Raw genomic sequence first — 19,087 nt, 5'->3', positions numbered from 1 at the left:
CTATATGGAAGATAAGAAACTTCTAAAAAGTTTTAAACCACTAATATGGCTTTTTTCAGGATGGAATTGAACACCAAATATATTATCCTTCTGGACAGAGGCAGTGATCTTGGTTCCATAATCACACCAAGAAGAGATAAATTTTGAATCGCATTCGAAATGATAACTGTGATCAAAATAAAAGTGAACATGATCGGAATTTTTTTTAAATAATGGTTCGTCCTTTTCTATATTTATATCGTTCCAACCTACATGTGGTACGGGAAATTGATTGTTTGTCTCAATTTTTTTCACTTGTCCAGGAATCCAGTTTAGCCCCTCATGATGTCCATTTTCTTCTGAACTTGTTGCAAAGAGTTGCATACCGAGACAAATTCCAAGGATTGGTTTTTTCTTCACTAGAACTTGTTCATTTAAAACCGGTGCTAATTGTCTTTTTGCAAGCTGCTTACATGCTTCATCAAAAGCACCGACTCCAGGAAAGATGAGCGCATCCATTGTCTCAATTTCTCTTTCCTTGTCTGTGATTGATACTTTCGAATAACTTAAGTAAGAAAGTGCATTGAAAATGGAGTAAGTATTGCCTACTCCGTAGTCAATGATACCAATTTTAATTTTGGTATTCAAAGTCCAACTCCTACTGTAAATTTAGGTTTATATTCACCCAGTGATACTTTTTCAAATAAATCCGTATTCACTGATTGATCCACCTGTTCCCAAAATTCCCTAACAGTAATACCAATGTAATTTGCAAATTTTTCAATATAATAGGGAGAACAGGTTCCGTCATATTTTTGGACCAATTGTATCCCTTCTTCACGAGTCATTAGACCATTTCGTACTTCTTCGTTCACGTAATCAGTCACTCTACCAAAACCATATTTTAGATATTTAATCATTTGGTTAAAAGTCACAAAATCGTCATCTAAAGCGGTCACTCCATACGGATCTCCAATTTCCCACGGTTTATCATCTCTAATTTCTAAACCACGTAACATTGAAAATATACCGTTATTGACAAGTGACCAATCCTTCCAAAAATAACCTAGAAAAGTAATTCGTAAGTTTGCTTGTTCCATTTCTTCTGGACTCGGATAACAATACTGGAGGATTTGATTTTTTTTAATTTCCTCTGAAATAATCCAAGTTATATCACCGCCATTCAATGTATTCATTTTCCGAAGGTTGTTACCATCACTTCCGCTTTTTCCTAAGATTGCTGTTTCGCCCAATTGTAAGGCAGAATTTTCCCCCCACCAGATAAGTGGGATCTGGTAAGCTATCGCAAATTTGGGAACACTGCTAAATAAAGCCAACTCAGTGGAACGAAAACTATTCGTATATTGCCTGAACCCTTTTCGTTTTAAATCTCGCCAAATTCCTGGTGCAGGATTAATCGTAACACAATCAAAACCATGAGAAATCATATTGGAAATATTTTCGACACCTCGCTGTGTGACCTGTTCCGGAGGATAACCAAGCGAAACTAGAAGTGGCTTCATTTTTAAGGTTTCTTTAACAAAGAGTGCTTGTCTTAGACTATCTTTCCCACCACTAACACCAATGATACAATCATATCCAGAATGATTATTTGCCTTACCAAAACTGACAATCGCTTCCAGCTCACTTTTTCGATCTTCCCAATCTACGTTCTTTAACGAGTCGTGGTATTTACAAGCAGGACAAATCCCGTCACTATGAAAGACAGAATTTGGTCTTGTATCAGGTTGTAGGCAAGATTTACAAAATTTCATAATGTGTGAAATTTTTCTTTCATAAGAACTTCAGCAACTTTGAAATCAATTACCGAATTAATATCATGTCCCGAAATAGAATCTGTAAGATAAGCATAGGAATCATCTGTAAAAATAGATCCATTCTTTGCAAAACAATCCCATTCAATCACCGACGTTGACCCACTAGGTTGATAATATGTCGGCAATTCTTGACGGTTTTTTAACTTTACGTCCTCGGATAAAAAATCAGCCAAAGAATTATTCTCAGGAATCGTGTTGCAATGAAGGGGATTTGCTTTTGCTTCTATCATTGTTACATAGGCTTTTGCATTAGGATCATTAACTAATGCCTCTATCACTAAATCAATTTCGATTTCATCACGTAATGGATGGGTAGGTGTGAGAATAACTATATAATCGTATTTAATCCCCTCTTTTTTTTCGAAATATTCCATTGCATGGAAAATTGCATCTTCTTGCTTTGCTTTATCACCGGAAATATTATCAGGACGTTTAAAAGGTACATCAGCACCAAACTCCCGAGAAACATTAATAATTTCTTCAGAATCCGTAGTTACAACCACTCTATCAATGTATTTCGATTTTTTAGCGGCCTGTATTGTCCAAGCAATTAAAGGTTTTCCTTGTATCGATTTTATATTTTTACCTGGAACTTCCTTCGACCCACCTCTAGCGGTGATGATACAAACAACTGATTTATTATTTATCATACTTCAATCTAAACCTTTTTTTAATTTTCTCATCAATTGTATAATACACAAGATTTTCTAAGTAACTTGAAACATTTTCATTATACTTACGTAACCTTGGACAGACTTCTTCTATCACTACATCTATATGATATTGCTCAAGATCGAGGAAAACCCAACTCAATGTGTTATCTAATTTATCGAGTGCTTTAAATAATAGTAGTTCAGGGGAATAAAACTCAATTTGATCGTAGAATTCTTTTCGATATACTTTATCTTTTTCCCTTTTCCTATCTATTGAAATAGTTTGAATTTTTTTCAAATTTTCTGAATTAATGTTTAGGCCATCTTGGATTTGTAACTCAATGACATTATGACTTAACCCAAACAAGACGTCTTGAATCGTAGGCTCTGATATTAGAGAAACATAAGACATTGTAACACGAATCGGATGATTCATATAATTCTGGTATGGTTCGTTGGTTAGCTTGCTTTCAATGGAAAGAATCAATTCATCTAAAGAAACTACTTGTGTTAACCCGAAGCGAGCTATTTCGTTTTTCAGTGTCCCAAAATACTCTTGCGTATCAAAACCAGCAGAATGAAATTTATATTCGATTTCTTCATCAAAAGGACGAAATTGGAAAAAGCTATTTCTTTGATCGAACATAGACATCATCAGTGGCTTCTCAAAAGCCCTCCATCAACTGGAAGACTTAAACCATTCAAAAAGCCGGCATTCGGTGAACATAAAAATGCAATAATTTCTCCAAACTCTAGTGGCTTTGGGAAATAACCCGTTGGGAAAAGCTGATTTGAATTATTGATAATTTCTTCAACTGATACATTCTTTTCAATTGCTTCCTTCTTTGATAATTCATATGTGCGATCAGTTAAAACTCCACCAGTTAGTATAGAATTACTGGTGATTCCGTGTTTTCCATACTCCCGAGAAACTGTCTTACTATACGCACCAACAGCAGCCCTAGTTAAATTGGAAAGAATCATACCTTCTTCTGGTTCTCTCGCGGTAGTAGAAGTTAAGTGTATCAACCTACCCCATTTTCTTTTTACCATAAAGGGTAAGGCCAATTGAGAAGTCAAAATCTGTACCTTCAAATTTACATCCAACGAGCCTTGCAAGTTTGCCTCAGTCATTAGTTCACAAGGAATCGGAGAAGGACCCGGTGAATTGGTGATCAGGATATCTACTCCGTCTAAGGAATTAAACAACTCAGATACTTTCTTTAAATATTCATTTATATTTTTAGCATCAGCTTCCAGAAGATTTGGTCTTATATTTGTTTTGGAATAAATTTCACTAGATGCAATTTCTAAATTTGCCTTATTGGAAGAAGAAATTGTAACAATAGCACCTTCCGCTGCTAAAGCGGTTGCAATCCCCTTCCCAATTCCCTTACTTGAGGACATTACAAAACACTTTTTATTTTTCAAACCGAGATCCATTAATTAAACATCCTTTTAAACTCAATTAGATTCGAAAATTTTTTATTCAAATCATACATATATCTTCTATCTTTTCTAAGGAAAAAATATTCGGTAATTGTAAATAAATCAAAATATATTCTAGCTATACCATAGAGATTAAAATCAAGCAGAGTATCTTGCGATATTTTCCTTTTTTCTAATATTGGTCGAATCTCAATTTCAAACTTTCGCTTAAATTCACTTAATTTCATTTGTTTTGTAAAAATACTGTGACGACTAATTTTAAAAACACAGTGAATTACAGAAATCCCTAAATTCGAAAAACAAAGATCTTCAAGATCAATAAATCTAACTTTTTCATCATCAACGACCACATTAGAATGGTTTAAGTCAGCATGAACAAATGCGTTCGAAAAGAATTTATCTCTATTTTCAATTACATTTTCCAAATCTTGAATGATTTCATCATAATAGGTTTTTATATAATTTCCGATGGGAGCTGATACTTCATTTACAATCTTATCTAGAAAAAAGTCCTTATCTTTCCAGAGCTTAAGAACATCTACATTCCATACCGAATAGTCTAAGGAAACTAATTTGGAATTCACTTGCTTACTATTTAGTAACTCAAATAGATTCATCGCTGAATCGATTATATTTGTTAATTTTTCAGGCCTTCCATTAAATGGCTCACCGTCCAGATATGGATACATTATAAAACTAAGATCAGAAGTATTAAATACATAATGATTCTTATCTGCTACATACATTGGCCGAATCATTACATCTTCTGGAAGTAAATTCAACAATTCCGATTGATCTTCTACTATTCTTGATTCAGCTAAAGGAAATGACCTAAGAATGTATTTTTTATTTTTCTGCTCTACAATATAAATTGAGCTTTGTTGATTCTGTTTGGAAATTTGTTTAACAGAAAATAGATCATTCGATAAAAAGTTTTCTATGGCATTTGAAAACTGCGATCCATTCTCAACGTGACTTGTAGTGAAATTTAAGTTAGTTTCTTCAGAAAAAACAATTCCATCAAACAACGCAAATCCGATTCGTTTTCTAAATTGATAAAGAATATCGCTCTCTAAAACTAATCTTAAAAAACAACTTCTCAACAATTCTGCGTCATATAACGCATTATGCTTTTTCCCTACTTTATCTAACATTGCATATTTTTCCTTATCAAAGGATGACAAAGATACTCCGGCTGTCACAAGTAGAGTACAAAAATCGATATGTTCAGCATGATTTAGATAAGGCGGGAGATCATAAAGGAAATGAAATTGAGAAGGATCCTCTTTGAAATTTTTCCAAAGATTAAACAATAAAATAATATCGTTTGTTTTACCGAAAGAAACTAGGGAGATTTTATCATCGCCAGCTTGTTTCTCTAACCATACACGAATCCCTTCCGCCGCCTCTTTACTTGATACGCTTTTGGAACTATCGATCATCGAGAGGACATTTTCTTTTAGCCAATCACTAACCTGGGATTGGTCATAATCATTCAGAGTAAAGTATGCACTTTCTCCCGAAAGAGTGACCAATCCAATAGAAACCAAAGTAGTATCGGCTCTCTCCCCGGTAAATTCTGTATCAAAAAAAACTAATTTCACAAAACTTATTTTAGATACCTAAGAGATTCTTTCTGTAAATCATCGAAGCCTTCAAACTTCATTTCACCAAGATTGACAATCGGGCAGGATTCCTTTAATATAGAATTACCTGGTGTAAACATTATATCCATAGTCATTCTATAGTTCTTTTCAGTTGCATACATTCGATGAAGCCCACTTCCACCATCAAAAACATAAACAGTTCCCTTGGGACCGATACAATGTGTTATCTCATAATTTGCATTCACATACTCTTCACTAGCAATTCGGTAGTGAAGTCCAAAATATTTTTTGTTGGACTTTCTTGCAAATAACATGTGTGGATCATCCATACCCACATCTTTTAGCAAAATATGATACTGTCTTAAGTTTGGAGTATCTAGATGATAAAAGTTTGCAAAACCTCCATCTTTATATTTAGTTTCTCCAATATTTTTAGATGTAATGTCAGAAAACCCTGGATAAGTAATATTTAATGCTGGTGATGCCCTAAGATACTGTTGGGTGCCAGTATATTCACATAACATTTGCAAAATATTTGAATCAAGCACACTTTGAAATAAAGGTTCCTTAATTGAAAGTGAAAAGATCCTTTTATAGTCCTTATCGTCTTTTTCAATCTTTTTGAAGAAATAATCATAGTTTTTCAGGATTTCTTCGGCCTCCTGTGAAAAATATGAATTTATAACGACAATACCGTTAGCTTTAAATTCATTTAAATAGGAATCGTATTCTTTCCTAGAAAGTTTAGAATTTGGTGCAACTTTCTTAAAGGCTTTTCTTCTGGAATATTTTAGATGGATTTTATAGAATTCTTTCTTTAGTAAATCCAAAAGAAAGATTTCCAGTTTATTTCCAGCACCCGCTAAAAAATCTCCATAAAAAAGGTTTAGATCCTTATTTCGAAAGTAGTTATCTATAAAATTTAGAATCTTTTTCTTCATATTAGTTTAAGCTCGCATTCAATAAAATTCTTGTCACCCCAACATCTCCCAACTTAAACCAGTTCCCCTCTTCACATCTTGGTTCACTCTCTTACCCATCACGACATCAAAAAATTTCGGTGGCAATCCATATCCTGGACGTATTCTCCTCACATTTTTTTCAGTGATCATATCGCCAACTTTCATATCTTCCACGACATACAAAGACCTTCGAAACACTAACGATGCTTTCTCTTTTTCGGTAGGTCCGTAATTAATTTTACCCATTGCCTGCCATGCTCTTTCTGTCTCAATGACTAGAGCTTTCATTTCTTTTGGTTCCATTGAAAATGTAGAATCGACTCCTCCATCTTCCCGATTCAGAGTGAAATGTTTTTCGATCACAACCGCACCTAAGGCAACACTTGCCACAGAAACTCCTATCCCCATTGTATGATCCGAAAGACCAACTTCACATCCGAATAGTTCACGCATATGTGGAATTGTAAGTATATTCGTAGTCTCAGGTGTTGCAGGATACGTACTCGTACACTTTAAAAGAATAATTTGTTCGTTCCCAGTGCTTCTAATAGTTTCCACTGCATCAGCAATTTCCTGCACAGTTGCCATTCCAGTAGAAACGATAATCGGTTTACCAGTGTTTGCTACCTTTTTAATGAGAGGAAGATCTACGTTTTCGAAAGAAGCAATTTTGTAAGCAGGCACATTTAAATCTTCCAAAAAATCAACTGCAGTAAAATCAAAGGGACTACTAAAACAGAGAATTCCTTTCTCTTTACATCTATCCATAATCGGCTTGTGCCATTCCCACGGAGTATATGCTATTTTATATAAATCATATAGCGAACTTCCCCTCCATAAGCTCTTTGGATCAGAAATAAAAAATTCTCCATCCGATTTCTCGATCGTCATAGTATCAGATGTATAAGTTTGAATTTTTAATGCATGGGCACCAGCATCTGCGGCAGCATCAACGATTTCAAATGCTCGTTCAATTGAATGATTATGGTTTCCCGACATTTCTGCAATGACGAATGGTTTTACGTTACTTCCAATGATATGATTCCCTATTGAAATTTGACTCATTTATCGTTACTACCTTTTAAAACAAATTCTACTTTTGCGGTTAGTTTACCATTCGAAAAGTCGGCTTCATTAAAGCACAACTTATAATTACCATAATTAATAAATGCATAAGGATAATCATCTGCATCGAGCATTCTGATAAAGTTATAAAGTCTACCAATATCTAAGTCACTTGGTAACTCGCTTTCTTCTGGCTTTCTTCTCTTAAAAAACGTAGGTTCACCTTTTTGCGGAAAAGGTTGATGTGATTCTGTCACTAACTTTTTAATAATTTCCCAACTTAACTCTGATGCTCTTAAGTATATTTGCCGAGCAGAACCATCTAGATTCAGTGGCAGTTTGAGATACACTGGTCCTGAATCTAAGCCTTTCTCCATCCTCAATGCTGTTAAAACAGTATTTTGATTTCCTGCTAAGATCAAATTTTGAAGAGGAGAACCTCCTCTACCGTATGGAACATCAGTCATATGGAAACAAACACATTCATAATTATTTATAATATCCTCAGGGACAATCCAGCGCCAATGGGGAAAGAAAATGAATTTTGGACTGAAATCCTTAAGTTCGGTTACTAATTTATCTGGTGTGTCTACAAATCGCCAATTTCCATCTATGTTAGAGGAATATTTTTCGTAAAGCTCCCTGTTCCAGCTCCCAACGCTTGCTACCAAATATGATGACATAGTTTACCTAATAACTCTTCCGGCAATAAACGCTTCAGCAAAATTAGCTCCAATTGAAGCTCCTCGCCACTTTGCAAGAGCCTCAACAGCTTCAATTGAACGAGCATGTGGAAAATTCCGCATTTCGGAATCGTAAGACAAAAGTGCCTCTTTTTTCTTTTTGATATGTGAATTTCCTAGCTCAAAAAATACATTAGGTTGAAAATATATACCATTCTGAATTTGCCACTCAGTACTAGAAGGAACTTCAAAAAAATAGAGTTCTTTTACCGAATGACCTGGAATTGGTCTGCAGGCTGTAACGACAGCTTCGTTAACAACTCTATGATCAATATTTAAGTCATTTCCAAAGTGGGTGAAAATGAGCGATGGATTCAATTCATCTAATTTTTCTTCGATAACCTTTATAACATCCAATCTATCAATTGAATCCATTCGATTATCGGGAAAATCCAACAATTCAATTGATTTTGCTCCTACGAATTCCGCAGATTTTTTTGCTGAAATAGCTAAATCACCTAACTCCGTAACTTTGGAATTTCTATCACGAATTACTTGCCTACTAGTCAATCCTTCTGCCAAAATTAAAATATGAACGTTGTGACCTTCCTCCGAAAGCCTAGCCATTGTACCACCGCAGCCCAAAATCTCATCATCAGGGTGTGCGGCTATTGTAAGTATAGTCTTCTTCATATCTGTATTCTTCCGCTTTAAATATTTTTTTCAAATACTATCATATTCGAGCCTTTAGAGTTAATTTTAAAACCATTTGAAAGGAAGCTCTTTTGAGATGCAATATTCTCTGTTTTAACCTCTCCAACTAAAGAGATTTTGTTCTTCAATAACTGGTTTTCTAAATACTCGCATCCTAATTTAATTATATGATTTCCCAATCCTTTGCCCCGGTATCTTGCATCTACTGAAAAGTCAATTCTATAAGTTTTTGTTTCATTCTCTTTATCAAATCGGATCTGACCGATTGGCTTATTTTCAAATTCTAAAATAAGTATTATTGAATTTTTATCTCTAATTTTATTTTCAAACCAAACTAGATGATTCTTCCATTCGATCGGCTTCGAATCAAACGAATTTTTTCTAACTTCAGGTTCATTTACCCAACCAAACAGAAGTTCGCAGTCAGCAATGGAAACAGGTCGGAGGTGAAGGTCCAATTTTTATACCTAATCGAGATCCGCTGTGCGAAAGAAGTTGTTTTCCAAAATGTCTACGAGTTCTTTTGGTTCCCGTACGACTTGGCCTTTTTGATACTCCACAAAACCACGAATATTACCTTCTTGATTCTCTGCGGTTTTAATCATCACCATCGGAACTTTACATCGATCCAATTCATAAGTGGTTTGCCCACCTGCAGTGATCGCAAAATCCATTTGAATCATTAAGTCTCGCATTTGAATGGCAGAAAGATTTTTATGAAAGAATGTATTTTTATCAGATAACTCTTTTAGTTTAACTTCGTTCGTAAACCCAGGACCAACAACCAAATGTTTCTCTATTGTGGGAAAGTTTTTTACTAACAGAGAAAGAATCGCTTCGGAAAATAAATGCGGGTCGCTCCCACCAAGTGTCACCAAAATCTTCAGGGGAGGATTGTTTTTTTTGGGGATTTCAAAGTTTTCTCGAAATGGTTTTCTCAGTAAAACTCTTTCTTTACCCGTTAAAATTTTATATTTTTCAGTATTGTATTCTAAATAAAGGCCAGGATAACCCGGATTTAAAATTGTGGAAAAAGCGGGATACTCAATACGGTTGTCGTCATCAATGCAAATCAGTTCAGAGCAATAATGCTTTAAAGTATTATAAATTTCTAATTCCGCTAAATAAGAATCCACGTAAAAGGTGAAATCACTTAGGTCTGTTGTTTGGTTATACTCATCCAGGAACTCTTTTAACTGATTTTTTTCTTTCCAATTGATGGCCTGAACCTGGCATGGAAAACTCCAATGTGAAGAGGTAGGATCGCTATGAAGAACCATTTGAACGGTAGTCTCACCCTCTTCCAAAAGTTTTTCTGCAAGAGCTGTGCATCTTCCCAAATGTCCAAGTCCAGTGGTAAGGAGTGCTTCCGTAAAAATCAATGTTGACATTGTAGTATATTTTGAATGATCAATGCAAAAGTTAGTTCATAGTACTAATCATCTTATATAGAACTTCGGCCCTGTCCCAGTCGTCCCCTGTGTCAATGTCTTGAACTCTCCATCTGGGAAGTTCAATGATGGACGACCACTTGTCAAATATCCTCTTACTTTCAAGCCAAGCACTTGGTTTTCCAAAATAAAACTGACCTGCATCATGGAAGGCTTCTGGCAAATCCTGGGAACGAGTAGCAAAATGTTCTGGAAAAAACATTTCTATTTTTCCATCGGTATCTTTTTTAAATCCGCGAAAGATAGGAAATCCAAAGGAGGTGGCAGAAAATACATACTCCCATCCCCCTTCGCGGAAACTCTTTTCTGCACTGATTAAATCATTTTTCAAAATAAAAGGAGCCGTGGCATAAATACACGCTACACAATCGGTGGCTATACCTTCCCTTATCATCCATTGAATGCCATGAGCAATCACAGGAATCGTTGCTGTCTGATCGTCAGACAACTCACTCGGTCTCATAAATGGAACTTCAGCACCATAGTGCCTAGATACTTCTGCAATTTCCAAATCATCTGTTGATACAATCACATGGTCAAATAACTTCGATTGAATGGCTGTTTCTATCGAATAGGCAATCATGGGTTTTCCATGAAACAATTTGATATTTTTGCGAGGGATTCTTTTACTACCGCCACGCGCAGGGATGATACATGTATTCATTAAAATAGTACCTGGTGTCCGATGGGAGTAATCAAAGTTTCTTTTACTCGGTCCATATCCTCATTCGTTAACTCCGGATATATGGGAAGACTGATGCATTGATTATAATATGATTCTGCATTAGGGAAAGAAGAAGGCAAAAACGAATATTTTTTCTGATAGTAAGGTTGGCGATAAATTGGAATGTAATGTACGTTTACAAGGATTCCCCCTTCTCTCAATCGTTCAAACACCACTTTGCGATCAGCCAACATTTCTTTTTCTTTTACCTGAATCACGTATAAATGTAAGGAGGAATGATTGTATTCCATTTGTTTTGGTAGAATCAAAGGAAGATCAATTAATATCTTATCATAATAGTTTTTGATCTCTTGTCTTCTCTGAACAATTGAATCTAACCTTTTTAATTGCGAAACACCTAAAGCTGCTTGCAGGTCATTCATTCGGTAATTATAACCCAAATCAATTTGTTGGTAATACCAAGGACCATCGGGTGGTTCAGTCATTTCTTTCGGGTTTCTTGTGATTCCATGACTTCTAAGTCGGTAAATGGTATTTGCCAATTCGTCATCACTTGTTGTACACATTCCACCTTCCCCAGTGGTAATAATTTTCACAGGATGAAAACTAAACACAGTAATATCGCTATACTTGCAGGAACCTACTTTATCATTTTTATAAGTACTACCTATTGCATGGGAAGCATCTTCTATAATTCGAAACCCGAACTCTTTACCTAATGCGAAGATTTTTTCCATGTCACAACTCTGACCAGAAAAATGTACAGGGATTACCACTTTAGGTAGTTTGTTTTCTAACTTTGCTCTTTCTAATTTCAATAAAAGTGCATCTACCGACATATTATAAGAAACAGGATCTATATCCACAAAATCAACATCTGCGCCGCAATACAAGGCACAGTTGGAACTGGCAACAAAGGAAATGGGACTAGTCCATACAATATCACCAGGGCCAACATTCAGGGCTAAACAAGCTAGATGAAGGGCTGAGGTGGCACTATTAACGGCAATTCCATTTTTTACACCTACGTATTCGCATACCATCTTTTCAAACAACGGCACAAGTGGTCCTTGTGTAAGAAAATCAGATTTTAGAACCGATACTACTGCATCGATATCTGACTGATCAATACTATGTCTTCCATAAGGTATTTGGTTTTTCATGTTTGTTGGATCACTTTCCCTTCGGATAATTCAATTTTTTGGTCGCATCCATCGATCGTAGACAACCTATGTGCTATTATGAATATCGTAATCGATTTATCTAAAGAATCAATCGATTCCATTACTGCTTTTTCAGTTTCATTATCTAATGCACTTGTTGCTTCATCTAAAAAAATAACTTCCGCATCTTTGTATAAGGCCCGTGCAATACCGATTCGTTGCCTCTGTCCACCGGATAGTTTTACACCTCTCTCTCCGACAAGTGTATCATAACCATCTGGTAACTGCTCGATATGTTCAGATATTTGCGCTTTCTTTGCTGCAATTTTTAATTTTTGAAAATCGATTTCTTCCTTTCTGTAACCAAAGGCGATGTTTTCAGCAATGGAAGAATCTGACAAAAAGATATTTTGTGGAACATGTGCTAGGTTGTTTTGCCAAAGTCTTAGATTTTCTTCATCCAACCGAATTCCGTCTACACAAATCATACCTTTAGTAGGTGTTAGAAGCCCCATCAGTAAATCCATAAGTGTACTTTTTCCACTTCCTGTCTGCCCAACAATTCCAACCCTACTTCCTTTAGGAATTGTTAAACTCACACTTGAAACTACTTCTTTTTTGGATTCTTCATACTTAAAACATAGATTATCTATTTTTATATCATGGTTAAACGTTAATTTTCCAAGTGGTCGATTTGCATTCTCTATATGAATCGGTTGATTCAATAGTTCTACAACATTCGACAAATTTTCCCGACCAGCTCTGAGATTTGACCAAGAATAGTAACTTTGTTGTAAAATTGGCAAAACTCTTTGCGCAGCAATCGCGAGTGATCCCAAAATCGGAAGTGCAGACATTAGCGAATCATTTGATCTTCCGAAATGATAGGCAAAGATTCCAATCAATGCCATACCCAGCGATTCCACTACATACCGAGGACTCGCTCCATAATAATAATTTTCTGCAGAAGCCTTTCTATAAAGTGAATCAGAAACACGGTAAGTATTTAAAAAATAATTTTGAGTTCCATCTAACAAAATATCGCGAATCCCACCCATACCTTCTTGGAGAGATTTTTGAACAGTGGTTAAATTTTTTGTTAAAATTTCTCCATTTTTCTGGAGTTTTGTTTTTGAATACAATGCAACAAAAATATAAAGCATTATAAAAAACGAAAAAGAAATCAAAGTTGTCTTTGTATCAATAAGCAACAATCCAACAATGATAAATATTAAAATCACTACTGAAGAAAGTAGTGTCAATATGGGAGTGACAATCTGAGTGACAACGCTACTGGCCTTTGAAGTAATTCCTGTGATCACCTCTGCACTATTCCGGTTAATATGCACATAATAAGGTTGAAAAAGAGTTCTTTTGTATATTTCGTAACTGATGTCCGCACCGGTCCCAAAAGACAATCTAGTGGTGGCATAAATTAACAAAAGCCTCATCGCGCCAGAAACCAATGAAGCAAGTATAAACCCAGCAGTCACATAGACTAATACTGAAGTAGGATCGTTGACTCCTAATATCTTCCACAAAAACTGTAGTTCTTCCCATTTAAAAATCTGTATAGGATTGGTAAGAGCCGCTAAAAATGGAAAGACTGCCCCTATACTAAAAATTTCTGCAAAGGATGTGAATATGATTAAAACAAACAACAAAAACAATTGTTGTTTTCTTCGCGGCTTGATTGAATTCCAAAAACTATGATATAGTTCGTCTAAAACCATTATCGAGAATTTCACTAATTTATCCTAACCTGCCATCCTTACTACTTCCTCGGCAATCGCAGGAGAAGAGGTAAGCCCAGGGCTTTCAATCCCTAACAAATGGATCCAATTGGATTCTTTATGAATCACAAAATCTTTGACTGCTTCTCCATTCAAAAACAAACGAGGCCGTAAACCTACATATCCCTCACTCAGATCTTCTTCCTTATAAAAATCTATGATCTTTCGCAAAGACTCATAATAAACACTTCTTTGCGTATTGATCGAATAATCTTCTTTTGAAGAAGCCCAATTCGAATTAGGACCTGCGTAGGCATCTCCCCCCAAATGGAAAGTATAATGTACTCCCAATGCCGTGGATGTTTTTAAAGGTAGTGGATAAACTAAAGTTTCATAAGGAAGTTGTTTGTTAAGTCGAAAGTATTCACCCTTATTGGGACGAATTTCAAAGTTGTTACCCTTTGCATCTGATACAAATAATTCATCAGAATATAAGCCGCATGCATTAATAAATACATCTGCCTCAAGCTCTTCTTTCACTTTTGATTGTAAGTCCAAAGCAAATACGCCACCGTTTTCCCGAACCACCTTCTTGTTCTTCAGGATTTTAACGCCGGCCTCTTCACCCAATTGCCATAATACTTTTAGGTAAGACGAAACATCCACAATGCCCGTTTTCGGAATCCAAAGTGCAGAATTACCAAGCACATGTTTCCAGTGTTCTCCTGGATTTGAAAATAATTCGATCCCAGAAATTCCTAAGTGTTTTCCATTGGCAAAGAGTTTTTCAATCTCATTTTGTTTGTCTTTCTCTTCTGTGATTGTATCTGATATTCCAGTGGTAATGACTTTCCCACAAACGGAAAAAGGTATTTTATTTTTTTCAAAAAAAGGAATCGCTAGTTCATATCCCCGAAAACATAATTTTGATTTTAATGAAGACTCATCATAATAAATTCCAGAATGCAAAACACCAGAATTGCGACCACTTATGCCATCACCTGCGTTTTCCGATTTTTCGAATACATAGACTTCAAAACCAGCTTTTGCAAAAAGATAAGCGATCCATGATCCAATGATTCCAGAACCAACAACAATCACCATCCCTTAAACAACCTTCTCCCACTTCCCACCATTAAAAAACCCAACTACATTTTCCGCTGCTTCCCTTTCCATATCTTCTCTGCAATCGTTTGAACAAGAACCCATATGTTCTGTCAAAATCACATTTTCTAAATTAGATAAAGGTCCTTTATAAGGTTCTTCTTCAAATACATCCATAGCCGCAGCTGAAATTAAGTTCTCTTTTAAAACCTTGTATAAATCGTCTTCATTTACGATTCCACCTCTTGCGGTGTTGATTAAAACGGCACTCGACTTCATGAGTGACATATTCTTTTCATTGATTAGGTTTTTTGTTTCTGCAGTCAAAGGCACATGAATGGTAACCACATCAGACAATTTTAACAAACTATCTAGATCAACTTGTTTGATAGTAGTGGCGCCCCAATTTTTTCCTAATTCTCGGTTCACCTGATAAAGGTTAGAAGCGACTTCACTAAGCATACGAATCGAATCTTTCTTTTCGATTAAATCACAAACTAGGATTTCTTTTGGTAAATAACCTAAAAGATGAGAAGCGACTCGTTTGCCGATCCTACCAAATCCTAAAATTCCAATAGTGGCTCCACCAATTCGCTCGCCATATGGTCTTGTCCACTCACCTCTTCGGATTTCCCGATCGGCATACGTAACCTTCCGCATGGCATCAACGATCAGACAAACGGCAAGTTCCGAAACTGCTGGAGAAACTGCATCAGGTGTATATGCAACGGAAACTCCCTTTTCTTTACAAAGATCAAGAGGGACACTATCGAGACCTACACCGACCCTAGAAATCAATTTTAATGATTTTGAGTTTTTAACTAGATCAGTAAGGTCTTCTGTTCCAGCAATCAATGCATCAAAGTCACGGGCCGACTCAGATACTTCTATGGGTTTCATCTTTCTGCCAAGCGGGTTTATCAGAACCTCATGACCTTTGGATACTAAAATATCAAGAGCCACTTTACTTGTGCGACAAAAAGGAAATGTTGATACAAAAACTTTAGCCAATGTTATATTTCCCGTTTTCTAGAAAATCATTGTAGGCGGCACGGACTCCGTCCTTTAATTCCACTTCATGTTTCCAACCCATTTTGTGAAGTTTGGAAACATCTAAAAGTTTTCTAGGAGTTCCATCTGGTTTTGTTAGGTCAAAGGTAAGGTTACCAGCAAACCCAACAACGTCCTTAACGGTTTCGGCTAATTCCTTAATACTGACCTCAATTCCCGATCCAACATTTACATGTTCGCCACCTTTCGGATCTGTCGTAACATCGTATGATTGCATAAGAAAAATACAGGCACGGGCCATATCATCCGAATACAAAAACTCACGTAATGGTTTGCCAGTTCCCCAAATTACCACTTCCGGCAAGTTTTGCATCTTTGCTTCGTGAAAACGTCTGAGAAGTGCCGGTAAAACATGGGAATTTTCTGGATGGTAATTATCCCCAGGGCCGTATAAATTAGTGGGCATCACAGAAATATAATTTGTGCCATATTGACGATTGTAGGATTGGCACATAACAATACCGGCAATTTTTGCAACCGCATAAGGTTCATTAGTCGACTCTAATTTTCCTTCCAATAATTGCCCTTCGTCCATAGGTTGTTTTGCAAATTTAGGATAAATACAGGAAGAACCTAAAAAACATAATTTTTTCACACCGTTTCTATAGGCGGCATCAATAATATTATTCTGAATTTGTAGGTTTGAAAATATGAATTCGGCAGGATAGGTGTTATTAGCGTGTATTCCTCCCACTTTAGCAGCTGCTAAAAAAACATATTCCGGTTTTTCTTTTTCAAAAAAATCGTAAACTTGCTTTTGGTCTGCAAGATCCATCTCAGCATGGGTCCTACCAATGATATTTGTAAAACCCTGTTGATTGAGAAGTCGAACCAGTGCTGATCCGACTAAACCTTTATGCCCAGCTATATATATTTTTGAATCCTGATTCAATTGGCTCCTACCTAAAAAACAATAGCTCTAATTTTCATTTAAGCTTCCAAACTTTCCAAAGTATCACCTAACTTTTCCACTTCGGTTCGAAGTGCTTCATACTCTCTTTTTTTAATTTCATAAAAATGAAGAGTCATACGAGCTTTTTCTTCAATTCCTCGCGGAGTGAGTAAGTAAGTATAAGAAAGTTTATTTTTATTATTCCGGAAATTATTCATTTTAATTAGGCCCTTATCTAAAAAGGCCTTTAGAATATAGTTCACCTTACCTAAACTAAGACCTAACTCATCTGATGCATCCCTTTGGGACAAATGAGGGTTTTCCTCAAGCAACTGGAGTAACTTGAGATGGTGGTCACTGTATTCGTAATTTTCTTTCATGGAAGTTGCTTTGTGCCTTTGTGGTTCCCTAAGGATTGTTGAGCACTTACGAAATGGAAACCCTAGGCATAGCTTCGCCCCCTGAGTCCCATACTTTGTCAAAATGTGTTCAGTATTTGAACAAAGTAAAGAAATTTTTAGTTCAGAATTTGAACAAAAAAAATGATTTCCCTTCCCCACCAGGCAAAATTCCCAAGAAATTTATTTTTCCAACAAAAAGGAACCAAACAAAATATCAAACCCCAGGAACAAAAAACTAAAGAAAACACAGTGAGCTTGCATTGATAATTCATGGCTTCACCTTCAGTTTGCTATTGACTTCCCGGTCTGGAAAAGAGAAACCATTTGCAATGAAACCAAAAAAACATACGGTAGCTTATGACTTACTAATCAGATTAGTTAGTTTGGGCAAAGGAGTGGTTTTCCATTCCGTGGAAGAAAATTTTTCAGACAAAGTAGACTATTTTGAAACCCCCTATCCTTCTGCCTTACTCTCTAATCACGTTTCTGAAGCAGATGTTGTGTCCCTTGCAATGGTTTATCGCAGACTCCAACCAAAAATCAAAATGATCATTCCAATCAGAGAAGACATGTTGCAACCCAGGTTTTTACAAAAAGAGTTCCGATCAAAAGGTATAATTAAATGGTTCTTTCGTTTCATTGATGCGACCAGGATCATACCTATTTTACTACGTTACATTGGAGCATCCCCCATCAAACGTCCGTTTCGTGACAACGCCAGAGCACTTTTAAAAGCCGGTGAACTAAGGGATAAAGTAGACAGCGAATGGACTGACCTTGTTGCCAATATCAAAAGGGGCCGCAATTTGTTTATGTTTCCTGAAGGAACGTTTAGTCACGATGGTTTTCTAAACCAAATCAAACGGGGAGCATACTATATTAAATCCAAAATTGGTAGTTTGCATTTTAATAGTTTTACGCTGACTTATGACCACCTTTCCTACCAAAAAACAAAATTATACATTAAATATGGGAAACCCTTTTATATTGAATCCGACCAGACACCAGACCAAGTGATTCGGCTTGTGGGAGAAAAACTTGGGAATAACTATACAGTTACATTGGGAAACCTAACTTCATTTGTATTACTTAAATTCGGCAAAGAAACAAAAATCAGAAAAGATCAATTGATCGAAATACTAATTAAAATTAAAAAACAGATCGAATCTAGGTTTCCAGAGATAACCGTTGCTTCGGAATTAAAAAAAGAAAATTTCCATTCACAACTTGAATCTTTATTTAACAAACTAAAACAATTCAAACTAATCGAATCGGAAGAAGATACGGTGCTAACAAAAGAAATTTTATATCACCTTCCAAAATCCATACATAATTTAAAAAAATCAAATATTGTAATGTATCACAGAAACCAACTGACTGCCCATTTAAATCATTTAGAACAGGTATGGAATGGAATTTTTGCTAACCAAGGAGCCACAAGTGAAATCAATTAAACCTATACGTATTGTTTTATTTTTTAGTTTGTTTTTTGTTGGATGTGGGACAATTTCGCGAGGCTGCGCCAAATATTTCGGGTATGACGAAGTTTGCGTAGATGGCGTCAAATATATCCAATTTACTTCGGGTGCCAGCGTAAAATACAATCCCGATGGAACGATTGCCACTTGCCGATAAAT

At 35.9% G+C, this 19,087-nt stretch carries 21 protein-coding genes; 2 read left to right on the top strand and 19 right to left on the bottom strand.

All coding sequences use genetic code 11. The features are described 5' to 3' along the window. The 19 genes from hisH to EHQ31_RS01375 form a co-directional block, all read right to left on the bottom strand. Positions 1 to 627, bottom strand: coding sequence for an imidazole glycerol phosphate synthase subunit HisH (gene hisH, locus EHQ31_RS01465; protein WP_135568942.1), 627 nt, complete (start codon positions 625 to 627; stop codon positions 1 to 3). Beyond that, positions 624 to 1,754 (bottom strand): N-acetyl sugar amidotransferase, encoded by a 1,131-nt coding sequence (locus tag EHQ31_RS01460; RefSeq protein ID WP_135568940.1) that lies wholly within the window; start codon positions 1,752 to 1,754, stop codon positions 624 to 626. Before EHQ31_RS01460 ends, hisH begins: the two co-directional genes overlap by 4 nt. Continuing rightward, positions 1,751 to 2,467 (bottom strand): acylneuraminate cytidylyltransferase family protein, encoded by a 717-nt coding sequence (locus EHQ31_RS01455; RefSeq protein ID WP_135568937.1) that lies wholly within the window; start codon positions 2,465 to 2,467, stop codon positions 1,751 to 1,753. Before EHQ31_RS01455 ends, EHQ31_RS01460 begins: the two co-directional genes overlap by 4 nt. Further along, positions 2,457 to 3,116 carry a hypothetical protein gene (locus EHQ31_RS01450; protein ID WP_135568935.1) on the bottom strand — a complete coding sequence of 220 codons (660 nt, stop codon included), beginning with the start codon at positions 3,114 to 3,116 and terminating at the stop codon, positions 2,457 to 2,459. Before EHQ31_RS01450 ends, EHQ31_RS01455 begins: the two co-directional genes overlap by 11 nt. Before the next feature lie 8 nt (positions 3,117 to 3,124). Beyond that, the gene (locus EHQ31_RS01445) at positions 3,125 to 3,901 is read right to left on the bottom strand and encodes an SDR family oxidoreductase (RefSeq protein WP_167481620.1); all 777 of its coding nucleotides are present in this window, start codon (positions 3,899 to 3,901) and stop codon (positions 3,125 to 3,127) included. Positions 3,902 to 3,912: 11 nt separating this feature from the next. Beyond that, positions 3,913 to 5,523 (bottom strand): 3'-5' exoribonuclease domain-containing protein, encoded by a 1,611-nt coding sequence (locus EHQ31_RS01440; RefSeq protein WP_167481619.1) that lies wholly within the window; start codon positions 5,521 to 5,523, stop codon positions 3,913 to 3,915. Positions 5,524 to 5,528: 5 nt separating this feature from the next. Continuing rightward, a complete protein-coding gene (locus EHQ31_RS01435) occupies positions 5,529 to 6,467 on the bottom strand; it encodes a hypothetical protein (protein WP_135568929.1) in 939 nt (312 codons plus the stop codon). Positions 6,468 to 6,500: 33 nt separating this feature from the next. Then, positions 6,501 to 7,553, bottom strand: a complete 1,053-nt coding sequence (pseI, locus tag EHQ31_RS01430) for a pseudaminic acid synthase (RefSeq protein ID WP_135568928.1) — start codon at positions 7,551 to 7,553, stop codon at positions 6,501 to 6,503. Next, a complete protein-coding gene (locus EHQ31_RS01425) occupies positions 7,550 to 8,236 on the bottom strand; it encodes a formyl transferase (protein WP_135568926.1) in 687 nt (228 codons plus the stop codon). The genes pseI and EHQ31_RS01425 overlap by 4 nt, the downstream gene beginning before the upstream one ends. 3 nt (positions 8,237 to 8,239) lie before the next feature. Then, a complete protein-coding gene (locus tag EHQ31_RS01420; protein WP_135568924.1) occupies positions 8,240 to 8,929 on the bottom strand; it encodes a PIG-L deacetylase family protein in 690 nt (229 codons plus the stop codon). 17 nt (positions 8,930 to 8,946) lie between these two features. Then, a complete protein-coding gene (locus EHQ31_RS01415) occupies positions 8,947 to 9,408 on the bottom strand; it encodes a GNAT family N-acetyltransferase (RefSeq protein ID WP_135568922.1) in 462 nt (153 codons plus the stop codon). A 9-nt stretch (positions 9,409 to 9,417) separates the two neighbouring features. Next, the gene (locus EHQ31_RS01410; protein ID WP_135568920.1) at positions 9,418 to 10,341 is read right to left on the bottom strand and encodes a glycosyl transferase; all 924 of its coding nucleotides are present in this window, start codon (positions 10,339 to 10,341) and stop codon (positions 9,418 to 9,420) included. Between the two features lie 31 nt (positions 10,342 to 10,372). After that, positions 10,373 to 11,065, bottom strand: coding sequence for a pseudaminic acid cytidylyltransferase (pseF, locus tag EHQ31_RS01405; RefSeq protein WP_135568918.1), 693 nt, complete (start codon positions 11,063 to 11,065; stop codon positions 10,373 to 10,375). Continuing rightward, positions 11,065 to 12,249, bottom strand: a complete 1,185-nt coding sequence (pseC, locus tag EHQ31_RS01400; protein WP_135568916.1) for a UDP-4-amino-4,6-dideoxy-N-acetyl-beta-L-altrosamine transaminase — start codon at positions 12,247 to 12,249, stop codon at positions 11,065 to 11,067. The genes pseF and pseC overlap by 1 nt, the downstream gene beginning before the upstream one ends. Further along, positions 12,246 to 13,913, bottom strand: a complete 1,668-nt coding sequence (locus tag EHQ31_RS01395; RefSeq protein ID WP_420844093.1) for an ABC transporter ATP-binding protein — start codon at positions 13,911 to 13,913, stop codon at positions 12,246 to 12,248. The genes pseC and EHQ31_RS01395 overlap by 4 nt, the downstream gene beginning before the upstream one ends. 93 nt (positions 13,914 to 14,006) lie before the next feature. Next, positions 14,007 to 15,086, bottom strand: a complete 1,080-nt coding sequence (locus tag EHQ31_RS01390) for an NAD(P)/FAD-dependent oxidoreductase (RefSeq protein ID WP_135568914.1) — start codon at positions 15,084 to 15,086, stop codon at positions 14,007 to 14,009. 3 nt (positions 15,087 to 15,089) lie between these two features. Next, a complete protein-coding gene (locus EHQ31_RS01385; protein ID WP_167481639.1) occupies positions 15,090 to 16,103 on the bottom strand; it encodes a phosphoglycerate dehydrogenase in 1,014 nt (337 codons plus the stop codon). Then, complete coding sequence (gene fcl, locus EHQ31_RS01380; RefSeq protein WP_135568910.1) at positions 16,090 to 17,049, bottom strand: GDP-L-fucose synthase; 960 nt, start codon at positions 17,047 to 17,049, stop codon at positions 16,090 to 16,092. The genes EHQ31_RS01385 and fcl overlap by 14 nt, the downstream gene beginning before the upstream one ends. A gap of 38 nt (positions 17,050 to 17,087) precedes the next feature. Then, positions 17,088 to 17,429, bottom strand: a complete 342-nt coding sequence (locus tag EHQ31_RS01375) for a MarR family EPS-associated transcriptional regulator (protein ID WP_135568908.1) — start codon at positions 17,427 to 17,429, stop codon at positions 17,088 to 17,090. A 350-nt stretch (positions 17,430 to 17,779) separates the two neighbouring features. Between EHQ31_RS01375 and EHQ31_RS01370 the strand changes: the two genes are divergently transcribed. After that, positions 17,780 to 18,904: a lysophospholipid acyltransferase family protein gene (locus tag EHQ31_RS01370; RefSeq protein WP_135568906.1), complete on the top strand. Its 1,125-nt coding sequence runs from the start codon at positions 17,780 to 17,782 to the stop codon at positions 18,902 to 18,904. Further along, complete coding sequence (locus EHQ31_RS01365) at positions 18,891 to 19,085, top strand: hypothetical protein (protein WP_135568904.1); 195 nt, start codon at positions 18,891 to 18,893, stop codon at positions 19,083 to 19,085. The genes EHQ31_RS01370 and EHQ31_RS01365 overlap by 14 nt, the downstream gene beginning before the upstream one ends. The last annotated feature ends 2 nt before the right edge of the window (positions 19,086 to 19,087 follow it).

The organism is Leptospira montravelensis, from assembly GCF_004770045.1.
GTDB classification, from domain to species: Bacteria; Spirochaetota; Leptospiria; order Leptospirales; family Leptospiraceae; genus Leptospira_A; species Leptospira_A montravelensis.
Note: the sequence above shows the minus strand (reverse complement) of the source record. Positions and strands in the feature narration are given on the sequence as shown.

Bases quoted from the DNA above. Each gene is read 5' to 3' on its own strand.
- EHQ31_RS01460 (WP_135568940.1), bottom strand. From the start codon at position 1,754: ATGAAATTTTGTAAATCTTGCCTACAACCTGATACAAGACCAAATTCT.
- EHQ31_RS01455 (WP_135568937.1), bottom strand. From the start codon at position 2,467: ATGATAAATAATAAATCAGTTGTTTGTATCATCACCGCTAGAGGTGGG.
- EHQ31_RS01450 (WP_135568935.1), bottom strand. From the start codon at position 3,116: ATGTTCGATCAAAGAAATAGCTTTTTCCAATTTCGTCCTTTTGATGAA.
- EHQ31_RS01435 (WP_135568929.1), bottom strand. From the start codon at position 6,467: ATGAAGAAAAAGATTCTAAATTTTATAGATAACTACTTTCGAAATAAG.
- pseI (WP_135568928.1), bottom strand. From the start codon at position 7,553: ATGAGTCAAATTTCAATAGGGAATCATATCATTGGAAGTAACGTAAAA.
- EHQ31_RS01425 (WP_135568926.1), bottom strand. From the start codon at position 8,236: ATGTCATCATATTTGGTAGCAAGCGTTGGGAGCTGGAACAGGGAGCTT.
- EHQ31_RS01420 (WP_135568924.1), bottom strand. From the start codon at position 8,929: ATGAAGAAGACTATACTTACAATAGCCGCACACCCTGATGATGAGATT.
- EHQ31_RS01410 (WP_135568920.1), bottom strand. From the start codon at position 10,341: ATGTCAACATTGATTTTTACGGAAGCACTCCTTACCACTGGACTTGGA.
- pseF (WP_135568918.1), bottom strand. From the start codon at position 11,065: ATGAATACATGTATCATCCCTGCGCGTGGCGGTAGTAAAAGAATCCCT.
- pseC (WP_135568916.1), bottom strand. From the start codon at position 12,249: ATGAAAAACCAAATACCTTATGGAAGACATAGTATTGATCAGTCAGAT.
- EHQ31_RS01390 (WP_135568914.1), bottom strand. From the start codon at position 15,086: ATGGTGATTGTTGTTGGTTCTGGAATCATTGGATCATGGATCGCTTAT.
- EHQ31_RS01375 (WP_135568908.1), bottom strand. From the start codon at position 17,429: ATGAAAGAAAATTACGAATACAGTGACCACCATCTCAAGTTACTCCAG.
- EHQ31_RS01370 (WP_135568906.1), top strand. From the start codon at position 17,780: ATGAAACCAAAAAAACATACGGTAGCTTATGACTTACTAATCAGATTA.